The following is a 14,944-nucleotide window of genomic DNA, read 5'->3' as shown; positions in this document are numbered from 1 at the left end:
ATCTACCTAGTTTTTGTCGAATTCGTTTTGGCATTTTGTACTCTCCTTAATAATCGTGCGTGGTTCTTATATCGCTTAAGTTGAATTTCAAGCTGACGGGCTTCTTGTTTACTTGAGGTCTTCCACACATAGACAATTTTGAATTCGATGCCGCGTTCTATCGCAGCACGAGTAAATGCTGATCCAGACCCTTGTAGATGCTGCTGAAATCTTTTCTTGAGGTTCGCGCACGAACCTAAGTAATAACGAGCTTGATGTTTCTCGTTACCAAGCGGACGAGATAGCTCAATCAGGTAACAGCAAGGAATTGAGGGGATTTTTCCTGACAATTCCATTTATGGTTTTTTAGGATTATTTTGAAAACTGAGGCGTTAGCTAATTGTGGTGGTTTATGACGTTACGCAGTTGAGCCTTTCTTGCTCTTGTACCCAAGTAATTACATTTGATTTACTAATGCTTACAGGCTTATCTTGACCTGCAATAAATATTTGAAAACAACCAGTTTCTAACTCATAGAAATCAAGAACTAAACCTGATTCTCTAGAGATTTTTAGAGCTAATACTTCCTGGGGAAACAATCTTTCAATTCTTAACTGTTCTTCTGGGGAAAGCTGCTTCAAAGCTTCATCTTTAACAGCCAGATGCCTGTATATAGCACTTCTAATTTGATAATAACTGGTAGCTGATTTGAGTTTTTCTGCCAGCATTAATATTTCTTGCCCAACTGGCTGCTGTTCTGTAGCGTTACTGGTGCTGGTTTGTTCGTTTTGTTTTAGCCTGGGATTAACTTATAGAGCTTTTTCTCTCTCTGTTGGGGATGTTTCTAATTGTGGAAGCATACTCAACTCAACCACTTCAGATTCAGCAGTCTCTTCCTGGGACTGCTCTTTTTCTTGGGATTTGATTTTGGCGTGATAATCTGCGAACGCTTGGCCTTCAATCAATTCCTATGTGATTACTCCTGTTTGGTGGTCTTCTTGCCCAGAGTGACGCACACAATTAATTCGCGGTTAAAATAATCATTTATTATCCGCCAGACCTAAAGGCAAGTAACCAAATTTTGCTTTTTTTTAGCCAGACGTGGAGGCGATCGCTCTTTGCTGATTTTGCTTAACCCGCTTAAAGACAGTATTTCATTGAGAAAAACGAATATATTCTTAAAATTGCAAGAAATTGGTAAAAATAGGCAGTTTTGCCAATTTTGGCACTTAATCTGATAAGTGATATTGCATTCTAGATGTTCTTTAACTTGCATTCCCACAGCATATGCAAGCAATGGGGGTACCGAATTTCCGATTTCTCTTTGGGCGTGGAGTATTGCCTCGCTGAAATTAAACCAATCGGGGTAGCTGTGCAAGCGAGCAGCTTCTCTTACAGATATAACCCGTGGCTGTTCTGGATGGAGGGGACGTAATGCGGTGCGGTTGCCACTCCCCGCTCTTAACGTCACGCAGAATCCATCCCATTGCAGCTTTTTTGACTTGGATTTAGCTTCCCTTGCACCTGGGGGAGTGTTGATGAATTGCTGAATTACTTCTGGTGTATGTGTTGTCGCTGCGAATCCCGTCTCAATGTTAGTTACTATACTAAGATTTGGGAATATTTTTTCAAGATACTTAGCATATTCTCCCTTCACCCAATCTGGATGCCATTCTTGAGTGTTTTGCTTGGGGAGTAGGGGGACTGGCGACAAGTCCGCGATCGCATCTCTAACTGTATGTTGAGGTTGATGCTTTGGCGGTATAATTTCTCCAAACCTAGATGCAACAAAAAACACCCTTTTTCTAGCTTGCGGAACCCCGTAATCTGAAGCGTTCAGGTTCCACTTTGAGAGAAAATAATGTTCTTCTAGCACTGCTTGGAGGTTAGCAGTAATGCAGCCAAACTTTTGATTTTCAATCCCCGGCACATTCTCCATGATTGCTGCAAGAGGATTGAGTTCCAACACCAGCCGAACAAACTCCCCTACCAACGAGTTTCTCTCATCTTCAACATTTTGCAGTCCGGCAACGCTAAATCCTTGGCATGGTGGCCCACCAAAAACGGCATGAATCTCCCCGTCCCAATTTATGTACTTCGCCTGAATACAGGCGCGTATTTCTTCCCCCGTCACCTCCCGAATGTCTTTGCACAAAACTGTGGCGTGGGGGAAATTATGTTGGTATGTTGCTAGGGCGATGGGATTGTTATCAATGGCGATCGCTATTTCAAATCCTGCTGCTTTAAATCCCAAATCAAATCCACCCACCCCGGAGAATAGGCTAACAGCTATTTTTTTGTTCGTTGCTGTTGAGTTCATCAAGATTCTAATTAATGTTAACTTCTTGCACTTGGCTTTAAACACACATCAATTACAATCGGAGTTATGCCTGAGTTTCAAGTCGGCTACAAAATACCCGCCCTGCGGTATTTGAGCAGTCAATGCACGAACATAGGTTACCTTTTACGGATGATGGTTTGCCTTTAGGGGGGTCGCAACCTTTTTTGGAGCATTTACTTACACTAAATGCACCACCAACTGAAGATGAGGAGTATGACATTGCTCATAGGTTTGGTGTAGATCCAGCGCATCTTAAGGATTTGATATCCCGCATGAGGTTTGACAAAAACGGACAGACCAATAATTGTCATTAATAAGCTTGGGGCATAAATGCATGGATGCCATTGAAGATTCTTCTGCGTTATGGGCTTTACTATGCAAGCCTGGATGGGAAATTAAACCCAACCCAGTAAAGCATCTACTCAAAATTAAAGCTCCTGACTACCAGGAAGCATTAATGCTTTATACCAACTATCGAAAATTTCTAGCAATGTGGGCGGCATCCCTCGATTGTACCTCTGCTTTGATAGGAATTCAGGGGATGCGTGGGTCTGCATTCAAAATTATTGCAGCAACGCCAACATCGCAGCAGAAGTTATACGAAGACTTGATTTTTGCGAGCTTACGAAAGTCGGTTAGTTGTGATTCAGAAAGACTAGTTAATCGGAAATTTGAGAATGATATCAGCAAGTATTCAGGGTTTTACATTGCTGAAACTTGTTTGCACCCTGAGCTTAGACCAATTGTTGATGAAATATTCTCAAACCCAGACAAGAAACTTGCCTTAACACGAATGTCTGACAATTTGCAATTAATCGTGTCCGCATCAGCAGCACGAGCAATGAGTTCTGACTCACAAGATGTGGTGCGTCGCCGAACAACTGATTTTTGGCACGCTAGAGACTACGAATGTTTTTTGCGGATGTTCAAGCAAGATGGGGGAGCGGGGTTTGAAATTACTTACCAAGCAACAACCAATCTCCCAAAAATTAATCCTTTGGCACCGTGGGCGCGGTTTACTACAAGCTATCGGTTTTTTGAAATTGATGTTGGCGATCGCACAGAAGTGTACCGTTTGGGCGAAGGTAAAGATATAACCCTAATCAGTCGTCCCAAGGTTATTTCATAATATAGCGAGGTTTTATGGCAGTAAGATTCCTAGAAAATAAGGGCAGTGGCAATATCTTAGAAATTAGTCGAGCTAGGCTTTTAGAACTTACCCCCAATGTTTATCCCCTCACTTGGGAAGCGATTCTTTCAGGTAATGGTGACAGTGCAGCTATCTTGGGTGCAGGTTTTGCCGAACGTGAAGTTTTTTTTGGTTTTGAGGGAGTTGACTTGACGCACTACCAACTTCCGACAATCGACTGTTACGACATTGCTACTAATCCGCCAGAAAAGTTTTTAGCTTTACGCAGCCAATATCCAAACCTACAGTTAAATTATTTTTGCGATCGCAATCTAGCAGAACTAGAACTGACAAAACTTTACGCTCGAAATAGCCTGCGGCTAGTTTCAGTTCATGGAGTATTAGATTACTTACAACCACATACGGTTACAAAAACATTACTTGATATCGTGAAGGTACAGCCAGAGGTAATATCGATAAGACTATTTTTAATGGGCAACCCGTGGTCGTGTAATTTTGCGAGTATAGAGCAATTGGCGATGGAATTAGATTCAATAGAAATTACTACAAGTGGCTTAGTCGAGCCGATTGATTTTGATATATTTTGTCGTACAGGTGTTGTGCAATTAAATATTTTAGACCAGGAGAAAATTGAACATAATTTGTTACCAAGTTACGGCGCGTCTCATGTCATGCCTGATAAATTAGTTGGTTATTTAAATAGTCAAGGATATCAGCTTGTTGCAACTGATGTGTACTCACTTTCAAATCAAGATTTACAAGGGTATGAGTCGCAGAATCACAACAGTAATAAAGATGTATTTTTAGATAATCCACATGGAATATTGTTATTTTTTAAACGATAAAATACTCATTTGAATCGAGCTAATCAACGAGAATGAATACGTCCACAAGGACAATTTATGAAATAATGCTGGTAATTTAAGATCGGCGACTGAGGTTAAGTAATTGATTCTGCTGATGCGCGATTCTCCTTACCGAGACACTACTTGAACGCGCGACAAAGGAGGAACTTGACCAAATGCTCAAAACCTGGGAGTGTTTGTTAAATTAGCAGTAGACATCACTCAATTTCAGCTTCCTGCCAACCTTTAATCGCTCCTACAATAAAAGCACCTACAGGGTTATCAATGGCTTTCTCGAACGCTTGAAGACCACCTTCTTTAACTGCGTTTACAACCCGTTGTTTCCAAATTTGGTCACTTTCTATACGCTCAATAACTTTTGTCGCTACTACCATCTGCCCTGTTGTGGTGTTGGTGGGGTAAGTCTGCTCTAGCTGTTGCAGAAGCTGCTGTATCTCTGCGGCTGCTTCTGCAAGAGTCTGCTTCCGCTCGCTCCGAAGGATAGTTGTTTATAGTGCCACCGAGTTGATTTGCCTCAACGTTCTCACTATAGCCAACACCAATTGATGCCCCACTTTGGTTGATATTTATTTTGCGCTCTGACATAGTTTCTACATAATTTTGATTGTTGCTCATGGTAACATTACCTCCTGTAATCATAATTTTTTGATGATTAATTGTAGCGAACTGCAAACATCCAGCGATAAAACTGCAAACAAGGCGATTTTGAAACCACATTCTCTGCAAATAAGAGGGGTCTCAAAACCACAATCACTGCAAATGAAACTGCAAACATAATTTTCAAACTGCAAACAAGGGTTTTCAAACCACATTTACTGCAAATAAGCCGTAACCCCTACGGTGATTGAGTTAGGGGATTTATAGTTCCAAAAGTGTCCAATTTATATGAACCAATTAGCCAAACACTTATGCCCGAATGTTGTGGTTTAATCTGAACGATATCCGTCCAATTAAATCATGAACTAGGTTTTTGGGAGCAAGTATCACCAACTTGTTTTTCTCGCTTGGCAAAGACTCTTAAGTTTCTAACTGGGGTGAAAGTAATATTTTTTAATTTGGACAGTTTCATCGCCAAAGGCGTAATAAAACCAAAAGTATTACTGGCTAAGGATTACAGCCTATTTGCAGTTAAAGTGGTTTCAAAGTTATGTTTGCGGTTTGTTTGCAGCGATTGTGGTTTCATTTGCAATTATTGTGGTTTTGAGACCCCCCTTATTTGCAAATAATGTGGTTTCAAAATCAGCTTGTTTGCAGTTTTAACGATTTATGTTTGCAGTTCGCTAGTGTGATTCGTTCTGTCGAAATGAGTTGAAATACTCTGGGATGACAGGCAAGGGAAATATTCGGGAGAAATCCTGACAGAACCTTGACAACTCTATTTTTCGTGATGGTGTAATTCCATCCCTCCAAGTGCAGGAGTGACAGCAAGTCCCCCATTCCAGCAAAGTGGTTCTTTGTTGGGGTGAAGCTCTTAATCATGACGGTAACTACTAGCCTAAAGTGGAATCCCGCCTAGCATAGTTGGTCATGGATAGTGATACGAATCTCTCGATTGAATCATCGTAATGCAAAACAAGCCAAAAGGCTGACAGGCTTGTCCCAAAAGGGAAAAGATTAGTGGTTGGCGTCCTTTGCGGCAGACCAACAAGCACTCACAATAAACGGGCGTGAAGAGAGAGAATCCTAAAACCAACATCAAACGAAAAATTGGGAACGAAGTAACCCCCTAATGTACTCTCCAAATTGGTCGAAATTTGGAGTAGGTAGCCAACCGGAAGTCATTAGGGAGAGGGATTGTCTCAGAAGCCAATGCCTCCTTGTAACGGGGAGGATATGCAGACAGAGGCACGGTGACTTGGATTGTAGAGGTACTAGTAGCAATTTATATGGCTAAAACGAGTTTCAAGACTACGGTGGAATGGAATGCTATCCCTTGGCGAAAGCTAGAGCGGAAAGTATTTAAGTTGCTGTCATCGTATCTACAAAGCCTCTCAGCGTGGTGATGTCAAGGCAGTTCGCAAACTCCAAAAAACGTTGTTGCACTCCTGGTCAGCAAAGTGTTTAGCGGTTCGTAGGGTAACACAGGACAACCGAGGTAGTGCGACCTGAAAAGGTCAACTAAATTGAGACTCTGAAGTCTCTCTGGGATTTCTACCCCAGACCCTCATAGAGAAATCCGTAAATAACGGTACGTCACAACCGAGTAGGCAACGAAAAAGTTGGAGTGCAGACGCTAAAAGTAGCCGTAGCTGCCAGGGTCAGGCAGTGAGGAGCAAGAGGGAAAGACGTAGAAGGATGAACATAGTCTAAGGTATTGCCACTATGGATGTGCCACTATGTTCATAAGTTCTTTCTTGTAGTTTGACTGCATCTGGGCGTGACCAGTTAGTATGGTCGCCTGCCAATAGCGGTCTCTCCCCCGTTGGTATCTGTTTGATATATAGCTGCATCAATTTCTGTCGCTGTGGCCTGCTATCTTGTAGTGCCTCATAGATGCTTGTCCACTTGCGTCTAAACACTGGTGATAAGGACAAGTCTGCTAGGCAATAAATATTTCGGGTCAGCAATATGGCATCTGTCAATTCAAAGGTAGCGTCTTTAGCTCTACCTAAGTGTTTGTAGGCTGCTTGACGGAATTCTTCTAATTTGGCACGTTTCATATTAGCAGCTGAGAGTTGGTAGTACTTCTCTCAGTTTCTGCTACTAGGGGGGCTGTATTCAATCAGACCTCCTTTTTTTCTTGAACATGACCGATTTAGTCTAAACTCCAGTCTCAAATCCCGTTGACATTACTTTGAGCTAGCATCTTGATGAATTAAATCTTACCCTACCTCGGATGGTACCACTTTGTTTCCCACCTGATTGCCGATCAGGTAAGTCCTTTTGTCAATAGGGTTTGAGACGCGCTAACCCTGGTAAGTTGGGGTGAAGAAAGCATTAAAGACGTTAAGTTTTCTCGAAGGAGTGTAGTGTTTTTTAGTTATAGCTGTGATGTTCCTGTAGCAACCATCATTGCTCAAAAACTGCTTTTGGTACTTTGCCATTTAAAACTGAGAAACTAGCTTTCTTTGACATCCAGAATTCTCAATTGCGTCGGCAAACTTTGCACCCGTTTCTCAATATACATTGAAACTTGAAACTACTTGTTATACCAAGCTTTGCGCCACTGTTTCATTTGATTAATCTCTAATTCTTGGGCTTTGACAATTTCTTGAGTCAAGTTTTTGATTTCAGGACGCTGAGACTTTTGCAAGGCATCTTTCGCCATAACTACAGCTGATTCATGGTGAGGAATCATCGCGTTAATAAAACGCAGGTCAAATTCTGCATCAGCTCCACCCAAGTCCATGTTCATCATCATGGCTTGCATTTGATCAGGTGACATCTCCTTCATGTGACCCATTTTGGTATCATAAGCCATTGGTTTATCTCCCGCTTTGGGATACCAGGTTGTACGCCACTGTTTCATCTGCGTAATTTCTTGGTTTTCTGCTTTGATAATTTCGTCTGCTAGCTTTTTGATCTGTGGGCGTTTCGATTTTTGCTGTGCTTCTTTTGCCATTACCGTTGCTCCCTGATGGTGCGGAATCATCGCATCAATAAAGCGCAAATCATAGTTAGCATCGGCTGGGCCTAAATCCATTGCCATGCTGTGGTTCATCATGCCACTACCCTGATTCATCATGCCGTCATGGTTCATCGGTTGCTTATCGCTAGTATCGATAGCAGTGTTAGTAGGGTTTGGTGCTTGGCTTTGGTTTTGGGAAGTGGGTGTAGAACAGGCTGTCAAAACGCTGCTGGAAAAAGAAGCGATCGCTCCCAAAAATCCGCAAATGCTTTATGCAGTGAATGAGAACAATACTGTCTTTCAATCGCAGAATGAAGGTAAGGCCTGGAAAGAGTTAAATTAACTATCTATTATCTACGTAAGACCTTTATTTAGATTGGCGTAAGCGGCGAAACAGCCATTTAAATGGCGAAAAAGAGCGATCGCTATTTAGGTGGATAACATTAAACGGTAGTTCGATGGTAAAAGTACTATTTTTACCTAATTCGCTTTGCACATTCAAACTACCGTGGTGTACCTGAACAATTGCAGAGGCGATCGCCAATCCTAATCCAGAACCGCCAGTGCTACGAGAGCGATCGCTATTCACCCGATAAAAGCGATCATAAATTCGAGTCAGTTCCTTCTCTGGGATACCAATACCCGTATCATGAACCCGAATCACAGCATGATGGTCACTGCAACCCAGGCAAACCGTAACCTCCCCTCCTTTGGGTGTATACTGAATTGCATTGACAATTAAATTAGAAACCAAACGGTAAAGCTGGTCACTATCACCGACAATATTTACTGGCTCATTTACCTGTATCCTAGATTGCAGCATTACACCTGCCGCAATTGCCATCGCTTCAAATTCCTCGACTAAATCGCTGACAATATCATTTAAACAACATTCTTCTAGTTGTACTGGTAGGTGTTGTCTATCTAAACGAGCCAATAATAATAAATCTACAACCAAAGTAATAAGTCGCTGATTCTGACGGTGGATAGTTCGCAGAATGTCCCGCGTTTCTTCTTCGTCCATCTGCGACATTAAAAGCGCTGATTCCACCGTTGCCCCTGTTGCAGCCAAAGGCGTTCGCAATTCGTGTGCAGCATCTGCTGTAAACTGTTGAATTTGTTGATAAGATTGATAAATTGGTTGCATAGCTAAACCAGCCAACCACCAACTAGCAACTGCAACCATACCCATTGCGATCGGCAATCCCAAACCTAAACTTAATTTCACACTATCCAGATAACGATTAAATTCTTCAAGACTTCGCCCCACTTGCATATAGCCCCAATCCCCATTATCTGGGGTGTGTAGCACTAAGGAATTTTGGTGGTAATCATTGCCTTTGCTGTCTTTGAGAAATAACCATTTTTCATTGCTGAAGACATTAGACAGTCCTTCTGGATAATTGCCAGCAGTAGCAATTAAGCGTCCTGAAGTATCAAAAAAACGCACATAGTAGTGATCTTTATTAACTACACCAAGAAAATGACGTTTAGTATCTGACTGCTGTTGAGTGCAGCTGGCTCCAATTTTACATAGATTTATATTTGGAAATAGCTCCTGTATAACGGGTTCCAAACTCCCAGGTTGCCTGAGCTTAAATTCAATACTGTCATGCAGTGTTCCCGCTACAGACTCAATTTCACTGTCTAAAGCTACCACATAGGCACGGAAAACAGATCTGTAGACACCGAAAGCACAAACGCTTAAAATTAAACCCATGACGAGGGCATACCACAGAGCTAAACGAACACGAGTTCCTCGAAACAGTTTATTTTGATTCATTAGTCAGATTCAGACGATATCCCATACCGTGCAAAGTTTCAATCGGGTTGGCGCAGTCGAAGCAGGCTAGTTTGCGACGCAACAAACGTACTTGCGCTGCTACCACATTGCTAGCAGGTTCTGCACTCACTTCCCAAAGCTGATTGCGAATCTGTTCGGTGGTAACAATTTGATTGGGGTGCTTCATAAAATATTCCACCAGTTGGAATTCTTTATTAGTTAAAGAAATTTCCTGTTTTTCCCCCGTCGTATTTTGACCGACAACTGTACTATTGCTGTAATCTAAAGTAAAGTTACCAACGGTTAGTTGTTGAGGTTGTAAGTGGGGATAACGCCGCTGCAATGCCCGCAACCTTGCCAGTAATTCTGCCATTCCAAAAGGCTTCACCAAGTAATCATCAGCACCCGCATCTAAGCCAGCAACTTTATCTTCCATGCTATCTCTAGCTGTGAGCATCAAGACAGGCAAAGAATTTCCTTTTAAACGCAGCTTTTTACACAATTCCAAACCAGTAAATCCTGGGAGCATCCAATCTAAAATCGCCACTGTATATTGTGCCGAACTATTTTCTAAATATGCCCATGCTTCATTACCATCCATTACCCAGTCAACTAAATACTTTTGCTGCTTCAGCGTTCGCTTAATAGCAGCGCCTAAATCTGACTCATCTTCGACTAACAGTACCCGCATATCAAATTGAAAAGTTAGAGGTTCGTGGCAATTTTGTGAAATCAGCATAGTTAATAACAGGGTTATTCCCTAAAAACAGGTTGACAGAAGTTTATGAAATTAGGATGAAATTCTGATTTATTAAATAATATATACAAGCAAGCTATCTAAGACCATAAACAGATGCTACGCCTTGGCAGTAGATAATCTCTAAAAAAAACTCAGTAGATCTCATTGCTCAATTGGTGTGAGTGATACTCAGTTAGAGAAGTTAAAAAATCTAACTAATTGCAATACGTCTACTGAGTTATTTTTTATTCTGACAGATAATGATGAAATCAAGATGAAATATTAAGTCAGATCAGAAAATCTCTAATTGCACTTAACCCAAACCACAATACACAAATAAACAGCTAGGGTTTTGACTTCGTTCATGTACTAACAAATAAGTATTAGTTTTGATATACCACCCTAGACAAAACAACCCTTGTTTATATCAAATTATAAATCTCAATAAATTGCTCATTTTTCCATATAAAAGCCCGCCCGCAGGCGAGCTAAGATTTTTCCAAATGAGAATAGCTAATAGCTAATAAATATTAACCATTATCTGTTAGCCTAGCCGTTTTAGAAAGCAAAAGTGTTACCCAGTTTACCAACGTAGATGGTGTCGTTCTAGCCACCGTAAGTCTGAATCCGGGCTAAACCAAGTGGAATTTCTTCTTTCATATCAACCTTTTTGACAGATACTGGATAATGCCAAGTTTCCTCATAACCTGGAGTATTAACTCCTTTCATACGAATTGATATGCTTGTACCAAGGGCTACTGGTTCCGAAAAAGCTACTGTAGCTTTTCTGTTGTTAATGGAAACCGTTGTCGGAATTTTTTGACCTAATTTATTTTGGACTTCAATTCCTTTATCAATACTTACCCCCTCTGGTAAATCAATCGCCAATTCTGAAAGAGCTTTACCTTGGACATGAACATCAAACTTATGAGTAGCATCTATGGTACGGGCATCATTAGGAACAGCAGCACTATTTCCGAGATGGGAAAATTTAGCATCATTTGGATTTTTCGCCCAAGCAGTAGGAATTGAAGATGCGAAAACTAAGGTAAAAGCAAATGTGTAAATCAGCTTTTTCATCAATATTCTCCTTGTTTTATTAATCGGTTAATTACTTCTATATCTATAATTGTGAAAGCTATTGATGAAATAGAAATGAAATATTCTTATCTTACGTAAGATTTAAACTATAGTTATCAATTATCAATAATTTAAAATTATTAATAATTAATAATACTTGGAAAATTGTGTTAAAAAATTAAAAAAAGCTCCTGACATTTAACTTATCTATAAGTTAAATGTCAGGAGCTTTTTTTATTGAATAGCGCTAAGTTTAAGGATTTATACGAAATCTAGCTACACCTATAGGTATTTCTGCATTAATGCCAACAAAATTAGCAGATAGATGGTAGACAGGTCCATTACCAAGAAATGGTTGTTTGACATTCTTGATGTCAATCTTTAGCTTAGTATTAGGAACAATTGGTTCAGCAAAAGCTAGTAGTATAGTTTTGCCATTTACAGAAACATTAGTATTAATTTTTCGACCATTCTCTTCGTTTATAACAACATTATTAGTATCATAACTCCACCTGACAGTATTTGGAACTTGAATTTTTAACTGTGAAACACTCTTGCTATTTTTGGGAACGTGTACTCGCAAAGTATGTCTAACAGCCGACCAGCGAGTCTGAGGAAATTGAGAGTTACCATCAACATGAGGAATATTACCATCTTCTTCATTAGCACTTGCATAATTGGCAGGAATTAAAAGTGCAGCAGCTAAAGTAGATATAGCAACGTAAACTAGCACTTTCTTCATGTTTACTCCTCACTTAATCATTAATGTCAGCAAATCAAAATGAACCTGTGATAAATCAATACGTAACAATCTGGTAAAACTAAATTTAACTACCTTCTACGTTTCTTACTTTTCACAATGTGAAAAAAAGATTAGGTGTAAAGATTTTAAGTTTTTACACTTTTACACCTCGTAATACCAACAATTTCAAAAAATTCCATGAAAAGTCAGTATACGCTTACACGTTAATTAAAGGAAGTTAGAAGTATTACCGTTAACTTGTTTACCGTTTGAAGTCCAAAAGGTATACTACCTTTATTGATCAGTTTGACAGGTCGGAATGAAATCAAGATGAAATTTTTGATGAATTTCAAAACTTAAGGATTAAAATGTAGGGAATTGAGCTATACCAACGGGAATCTCTATCTCACTACCAACAACCTTAGCTGAAAAGTTGTATACAGAAGCTGGGCCTGTGACTGGTTGTTGAACTTGATTAAAATTAACTAAGAGTTTAGTGTTAGAAATGACCTTTTCAGGGAAATCTATAATAATCTGTTTGCCATTGACGGAAATATTAGTATTAATTTTCTGACCATTCGCATCGAAGACATCAATGTTATTACTCACTGCTACAGTAGATGGAGTTTCTATAATAAGTTGGGAAAGAGGGTTGTTGTTTTGGGGGATGTTTAACCGAAAAGTATGTTTGACAAGCCGCCAACTATTAGCAGGATATTGCAAATTATTATCAATATTAGTCTCCTTAGCACTTGCATGACTAAGGGAAATGAAAGCTGTAGTGGCAAGAGCAAACACTGTACTTGTGTAAATCAATGTTTTCTTCATCTGGAATCTATAAGTAATTTTTATGTAAAATAAGCTACATAGTTTTGCTTATTGAACGAACCTTTACATTATGAGTTTGACAGGTCACGATGAAATCAAGATGAAATTTTGGCTGGTTTGGGAAAATTATTCATTAAATTAAATTTTACGCTCAAATCTTTTCAATTCAGTTAAGGCGCTTTCTTCCTGAGAAGAATTTAAGAAAATTTCCGATGTTTTTTGACTCCAATATTTATAAATCAAATGTTTAATTACAAATATTTTAAACAGAAGATTTACTAATAAAGGAACAATAAATAGAATTAATAAATAACGGATAGAGCTTCAAATTGCTGCGCTTATAGGTCTGGTTAGCATCTTCACACTCGTAGTTTGGGATAATAAACCACGAAAATTGAATTTGCTACCTGGTGTTCTGATTGCTGTGGTGGTGGCAACTGCGATCGCCTTGATCGCCAGTGCAGAAAGCCTAGTCTCAGCCGCCGCAGTAGACCGACTACACCAGGGACAAAAAACGGATTTTGATCGCGAACTGGCCGCGCAAGGTTTTGGGGACTTCCAGAGAATAAAATATACAGTCAATAAAAATGATAATCATTTTAAGGAGGGAGAGAGGGGTTGCCTCTGTCTTTCCCTCTCTCCCCCAATAAATATGCAAGATAAATGTCTACACAAAGATAGTTCTTAAATGCAGTGAGCAGAATTGATATCGATTATTTTGGCGCTTTTAACTTTTTGGAAATTACGTTACTCCACAACAGAACTCACATTAATCCAGATACTGTCTCTCTTCACAACATCACAACATAAAATTCAAGTGCAAGATTCGGATAGATTTCTGCGCTCATCCAGCTTATTTATAACTTGAAGGGACAATAACTAGAGGAGGTGTCAGCAGGTGCATCAGGAACGTGATATTTATCAGCCGATGACACTAAGGGAAGAAGATTGTTGGCAAGCTGTGCTAAGTAGAGATACTAGCCTCAATGGCGTTTTCGTATATGCTGTGCGATCTACAGGCGTTTACTGCCGCCCAGGATGTCCTGCTAGACAGCCTCGACGGAAACAGGTTGTCTTTTTTGTGCTGCCTGAAGTGGCTGAACAGGCTGGGTTTCGCTCTTGTCAGCGATGTTGTCCTCGTGACCCTGCGCCTCCTGATCCCCAGTTCGATCTGGTTTTACAGGTCTGTCGATACATAGAGGCAAATGTTCAAGATCCACTACCCTTAACGGTTCTCAGTGAACGGACTAATAAAAGTCCGTCCTACCTGCAACGCACCTTCAAGCAAATTATGGGTATCACTCCACGCGCATTTACAGAAGCACACCGCTTACGCCAGTTGAAGACGCTACTTAAACAGAGACAATCCGTGGCAACAGCCCTCTATCAAGCGGGCTATGGTTCTAGCAGTTGCTTGTATGGACGAGCCGTTCCTTATCTCGGCATGACCCCGTTGACTTATCAACAAGGTGGTGCTGGAATGCGTATGGATTATACCACTGTCGATTGTCCTCTAGGCTGGGTACTAGTCGCGGCTACCAAACGTAGCCTCTTCCCTGTTGGTGTAAGCAACGTTAAGAACGAACTTGAGGCGCTGCTGAGGCGCGAGTATCCAACTGCTTCTATTCAGCAAAATGAGACTAAACTCAACCAATGGGTAAGAGAATTTTTGAGTCCTTTAGGTGATTGGCAACAGCACCCTAACTTACCTTTAGATATACAAGTTATTGCTTTTCAGTGGCAGGTTTGGGAAGAATTACAGGCTTTTCCTAGCACTTACTTACACTCCTCCTATTCCTCCCAACCCTAAAATTGCGCTTCCAAAGCAATTTGAGAATTTACTGCTCAGATCAACAAATGATTCGTCA

19 protein-coding genes and 2 pseudogenes are annotated in these 14,944 nt (G+C 40.4%); 7 read left to right on the top strand and 14 right to left on the bottom strand.

Going from position 1 to position 14,944, the window contains the following annotated elements; genetic code table 11:
- Positions 1-2 precede the first annotated feature (2 nt).
- The 4 genes from CYLST_RS31700 to CYLST_RS31690 form a co-directional block, all read right to left on the bottom strand.
- The gene (locus CYLST_RS31700; RefSeq protein ID WP_015186449.1) at positions 3-335 is read right to left on the bottom strand and encodes a GIY-YIG nuclease family protein; all 333 of its coding nucleotides are present in this window, start codon (positions 333-335) and stop codon (positions 3-5) included.
- A gap of 54 nt (positions 336-389) precedes the next feature.
- A complete protein-coding gene (locus CYLST_RS36290) occupies positions 390-707 on the bottom strand; it encodes a hypothetical protein (RefSeq protein ID WP_245587569.1) in 318 nt (105 codons plus the stop codon).
- A gap of 81 nt (positions 708-788) precedes the next feature.
- Positions 789-944 carry a hypothetical protein gene (locus CYLST_RS36285; protein WP_245587568.1) on the bottom strand — a complete coding sequence of 52 codons (156 nt, stop codon included), beginning with the start codon at positions 942-944 and terminating at the stop codon, positions 789-791.
- A 95-nt stretch (positions 945-1,039) separates the two neighbouring features.
- A complete protein-coding gene (locus CYLST_RS31690; protein ID WP_015186448.1) occupies positions 1,040-2,299 on the bottom strand; it encodes a DNA cytosine methyltransferase in 1,260 nt (419 codons plus the stop codon).
- Between the two features lie 122 nt (positions 2,300-2,421).
- Here CYLST_RS31690 and CYLST_RS31685 point away from each other — a divergent pair, with 122 nt between their 5' ends.
- Genes CYLST_RS31685 through CYLST_RS31675 form a run of 3 tightly spaced genes read left to right on the top strand, consistent with a single transcriptional unit; the run spans position 2,422 to position 4,315 of the window.
- Positions 2,422-2,634, top strand: a complete 213-nt coding sequence (locus tag CYLST_RS31685) for a hypothetical protein (protein ID WP_015186447.1) — start codon at positions 2,422-2,424, stop codon at positions 2,632-2,634.
- A gap of 20 nt (positions 2,635-2,654) precedes the next feature.
- Positions 2,655-3,449 carry a hypothetical protein gene (locus tag CYLST_RS31680; RefSeq protein WP_015186446.1) on the top strand — a complete coding sequence of 265 codons (795 nt, stop codon included), beginning with the start codon at positions 2,655-2,657 and terminating at the stop codon, positions 3,447-3,449.
- 14 nt (positions 3,450-3,463) lie between these two features.
- Positions 3,464-4,315, top strand: coding sequence for a hypothetical protein (locus tag CYLST_RS31675; RefSeq protein WP_015186445.1), 852 nt, complete (start codon positions 3,464-3,466; stop codon positions 4,313-4,315).
- A gap of 218 nt (positions 4,316-4,533) precedes the next feature.
- On the opposite strand, the gene CYLST_RS35030 is transcribed toward CYLST_RS31675, so the two are convergent.
- Both CYLST_RS35030 and CYLST_RS31670 read right to left on the bottom strand, forming a co-directional pair.
- Positions 4,534-4,710, bottom strand: a complete 177-nt coding sequence (locus tag CYLST_RS35030; RefSeq protein ID WP_157162752.1) for a hypothetical protein — start codon at positions 4,708-4,710, stop codon at positions 4,534-4,536.
- Positions 4,685-4,951: a hypothetical protein gene (locus CYLST_RS31670; protein WP_157162751.1), complete on the bottom strand. Its 267-nt coding sequence runs from the start codon at positions 4,949-4,951 to the stop codon at positions 4,685-4,687. Before CYLST_RS31670 ends, CYLST_RS35030 begins: the two co-directional genes overlap by 26 nt.
- 1,271 nt (positions 4,952-6,222) lie before the next feature.
- On the opposite strand from CYLST_RS31670, the pseudogene CYLST_RS33975 reads away from it, so the two are divergent.
- A pseudogene (locus CYLST_RS33975) lies at positions 6,223-6,442 on the top strand (reverse transcriptase N-terminal domain-containing protein); the annotation flags it as partial.
- Positions 6,443-6,657: 215 nt separating this feature from the next.
- On the opposite strand, the pseudogene CYLST_RS31665 reads toward CYLST_RS33975, so the two are convergent.
- Together CYLST_RS31665 and CYLST_RS31660 are read right to left on the bottom strand one after the other, a co-directional pair.
- A pseudogene (locus CYLST_RS31665) lies at positions 6,658-6,996 on the bottom strand (NF041680 family putative transposase); the annotation flags it as partial.
- A 479-nt stretch (positions 6,997-7,475) separates the two neighbouring features.
- Positions 7,476-8,126, bottom strand: coding sequence for a DUF305 domain-containing protein (locus CYLST_RS31660; protein WP_245587567.1), 651 nt, complete (start codon positions 8,124-8,126; stop codon positions 7,476-7,478).
- Between CYLST_RS31660 and CYLST_RS36280 the strand changes: the two genes are divergently transcribed.
- Complete coding sequence (locus CYLST_RS36280; protein WP_245587576.1) at positions 8,020-8,247, top strand: hypothetical protein; 228 nt, start codon at positions 8,020-8,022, stop codon at positions 8,245-8,247. The two genes, CYLST_RS31660 and CYLST_RS36280, sit on opposite strands and share 107 nt — an antisense overlap.
- 24 nt (positions 8,248-8,271) lie before the next feature.
- On the opposite strand, the gene rppB is transcribed toward CYLST_RS36280, so the two are convergent.
- The 6 genes from rppB to CYLST_RS33970 form a co-directional block, all read right to left on the bottom strand.
- Positions 8,272-9,687, bottom strand: coding sequence for a two-component system sensor histidine kinase RppB (gene rppB / locus CYLST_RS31655; RefSeq protein WP_015186442.1), 1,416 nt, complete (start codon positions 9,685-9,687; stop codon positions 8,272-8,274).
- Positions 9,674-10,426 carry a two-component system response regulator RppA gene (rppA, locus tag CYLST_RS31650; RefSeq protein ID WP_015186441.1) on the bottom strand — a complete coding sequence of 251 codons (753 nt, stop codon included), beginning with the start codon at positions 10,424-10,426 and terminating at the stop codon, positions 9,674-9,676. Before rppA ends, rppB begins: the two co-directional genes overlap by 14 nt.
- A gap of 606 nt (positions 10,427-11,032) precedes the next feature.
- A complete protein-coding gene (locus CYLST_RS31645; protein WP_015186440.1) occupies positions 11,033-11,506 on the bottom strand; it encodes a DUF2808 domain-containing protein in 474 nt (157 codons plus the stop codon).
- Between the two features lie 253 nt (positions 11,507-11,759).
- Positions 11,760-12,248 carry a DUF2808 domain-containing protein gene (locus CYLST_RS31640; protein ID WP_015186439.1) on the bottom strand — a complete coding sequence of 163 codons (489 nt, stop codon included), beginning with the start codon at positions 12,246-12,248 and terminating at the stop codon, positions 11,760-11,762.
- Positions 12,249-12,611: 363 nt separating this feature from the next.
- Positions 12,612-13,076: a DUF2808 domain-containing protein gene (locus tag CYLST_RS31635; protein ID WP_015186438.1), complete on the bottom strand. Its 465-nt coding sequence runs from the start codon at positions 13,074-13,076 to the stop codon at positions 12,612-12,614.
- A gap of 138 nt (positions 13,077-13,214) precedes the next feature.
- On the bottom strand, positions 13,215-13,394 hold the full coding sequence (locus CYLST_RS33970; protein WP_085960852.1) for a hypothetical protein: 180 nt from the start codon (positions 13,392-13,394) through the stop codon (positions 13,215-13,217).
- A 76-nt stretch (positions 13,395-13,470) separates the two neighbouring features.
- On the opposite strand from CYLST_RS33970, the gene CYLST_RS36920 reads away from it, so the two are divergent.
- Both CYLST_RS36920 and CYLST_RS31625 read left to right on the top strand, forming a co-directional pair.
- A complete protein-coding gene (locus CYLST_RS36920) occupies positions 13,471-13,764 on the top strand; it encodes a SulP family inorganic anion transporter (protein ID WP_216595267.1) in 294 nt (97 codons plus the stop codon).
- 210 nt (positions 13,765-13,974) lie between these two features.
- Positions 13,975-14,886: a bifunctional transcriptional activator/DNA repair enzyme AdaA gene (locus tag CYLST_RS31625; RefSeq protein WP_015186437.1), complete on the top strand. Its 912-nt coding sequence runs from the start codon at positions 13,975-13,977 to the stop codon at positions 14,884-14,886.
- Positions 14,887-14,944: the final 58 nt, after the last annotated feature.

Origin of the sequence: Cylindrospermum stagnale PCC 7417 (genome assembly GCF_000317535.1) — a bacterium.
In the GTDB taxonomy this organism is placed as follows: domain Bacteria; phylum Cyanobacteriota; class Cyanobacteriia; order Cyanobacteriales; family Nostocaceae; genus Cylindrospermum; species Cylindrospermum stagnale.
This window is presented reverse-complemented; position numbering and strand designations above follow the sequence as displayed.

Bases quoted from the DNA above. Each gene is read 5' to 3' on its own strand.
- CYLST_RS31700 (WP_015186449.1), bottom strand. From the start codon at position 335: ATGGAATTGTCAGGAAAAATCCCCTCAATTCCTTGCTGTTACCTGATT.
- CYLST_RS36290 (WP_245587569.1), bottom strand. From the start codon at position 707: ATGCTGGCAGAAAAACTCAAATCAGCTACCAGTTATTATCAAATTAGA.
- CYLST_RS31690 (WP_015186448.1), bottom strand. From the start codon at position 2,299: ATGAACTCAACAGCAACGAACAAAAAAATAGCTGTTAGCCTATTCTCC.
- CYLST_RS31685 (WP_015186447.1), top strand. From the start codon at position 2,422: ATGCACGAACATAGGTTACCTTTTACGGATGATGGTTTGCCTTTAGGG.
- CYLST_RS31680 (WP_015186446.1), top strand. From the start codon at position 2,655: ATGGATGCCATTGAAGATTCTTCTGCGTTATGGGCTTTACTATGCAAG.
- CYLST_RS31675 (WP_015186445.1), top strand. From the start codon at position 3,464: ATGGCAGTAAGATTCCTAGAAAATAAGGGCAGTGGCAATATCTTAGAA.
- CYLST_RS35030 (WP_157162752.1), bottom strand. From the start codon at position 4,710: ATGGTAGTAGCGACAAAAGTTATTGAGCGTATAGAAAGTGACCAAATT.
- CYLST_RS31670 (WP_157162751.1), bottom strand. From the start codon at position 4,951: ATGAGCAACAATCAAAATTATGTAGAAACTATGTCAGAGCGCAAAATA.
- CYLST_RS36280 (WP_245587576.1), top strand. From the start codon at position 8,020: ATGCCGTCATGGTTCATCGGTTGCTTATCGCTAGTATCGATAGCAGTG.
- rppB (WP_015186442.1), bottom strand. From the start codon at position 9,687: ATGAATCAAAATAAACTGTTTCGAGGAACTCGTGTTCGTTTAGCTCTG.
- rppA (WP_015186441.1), bottom strand. From the start codon at position 10,426: ATGCTGATTTCACAAAATTGCCACGAACCTCTAACTTTTCAATTTGAT.
- CYLST_RS31645 (WP_015186440.1), bottom strand. From the start codon at position 11,506: ATGAAAAAGCTGATTTACACATTTGCTTTTACCTTAGTTTTCGCATCT.
- CYLST_RS31640 (WP_015186439.1), bottom strand. From the start codon at position 12,248: ATGAAGAAAGTGCTAGTTTACGTTGCTATATCTACTTTAGCTGCTGCA.
- CYLST_RS31635 (WP_015186438.1), bottom strand. From the start codon at position 13,076: ATGAAGAAAACATTGATTTACACAAGTACAGTGTTTGCTCTTGCCACT.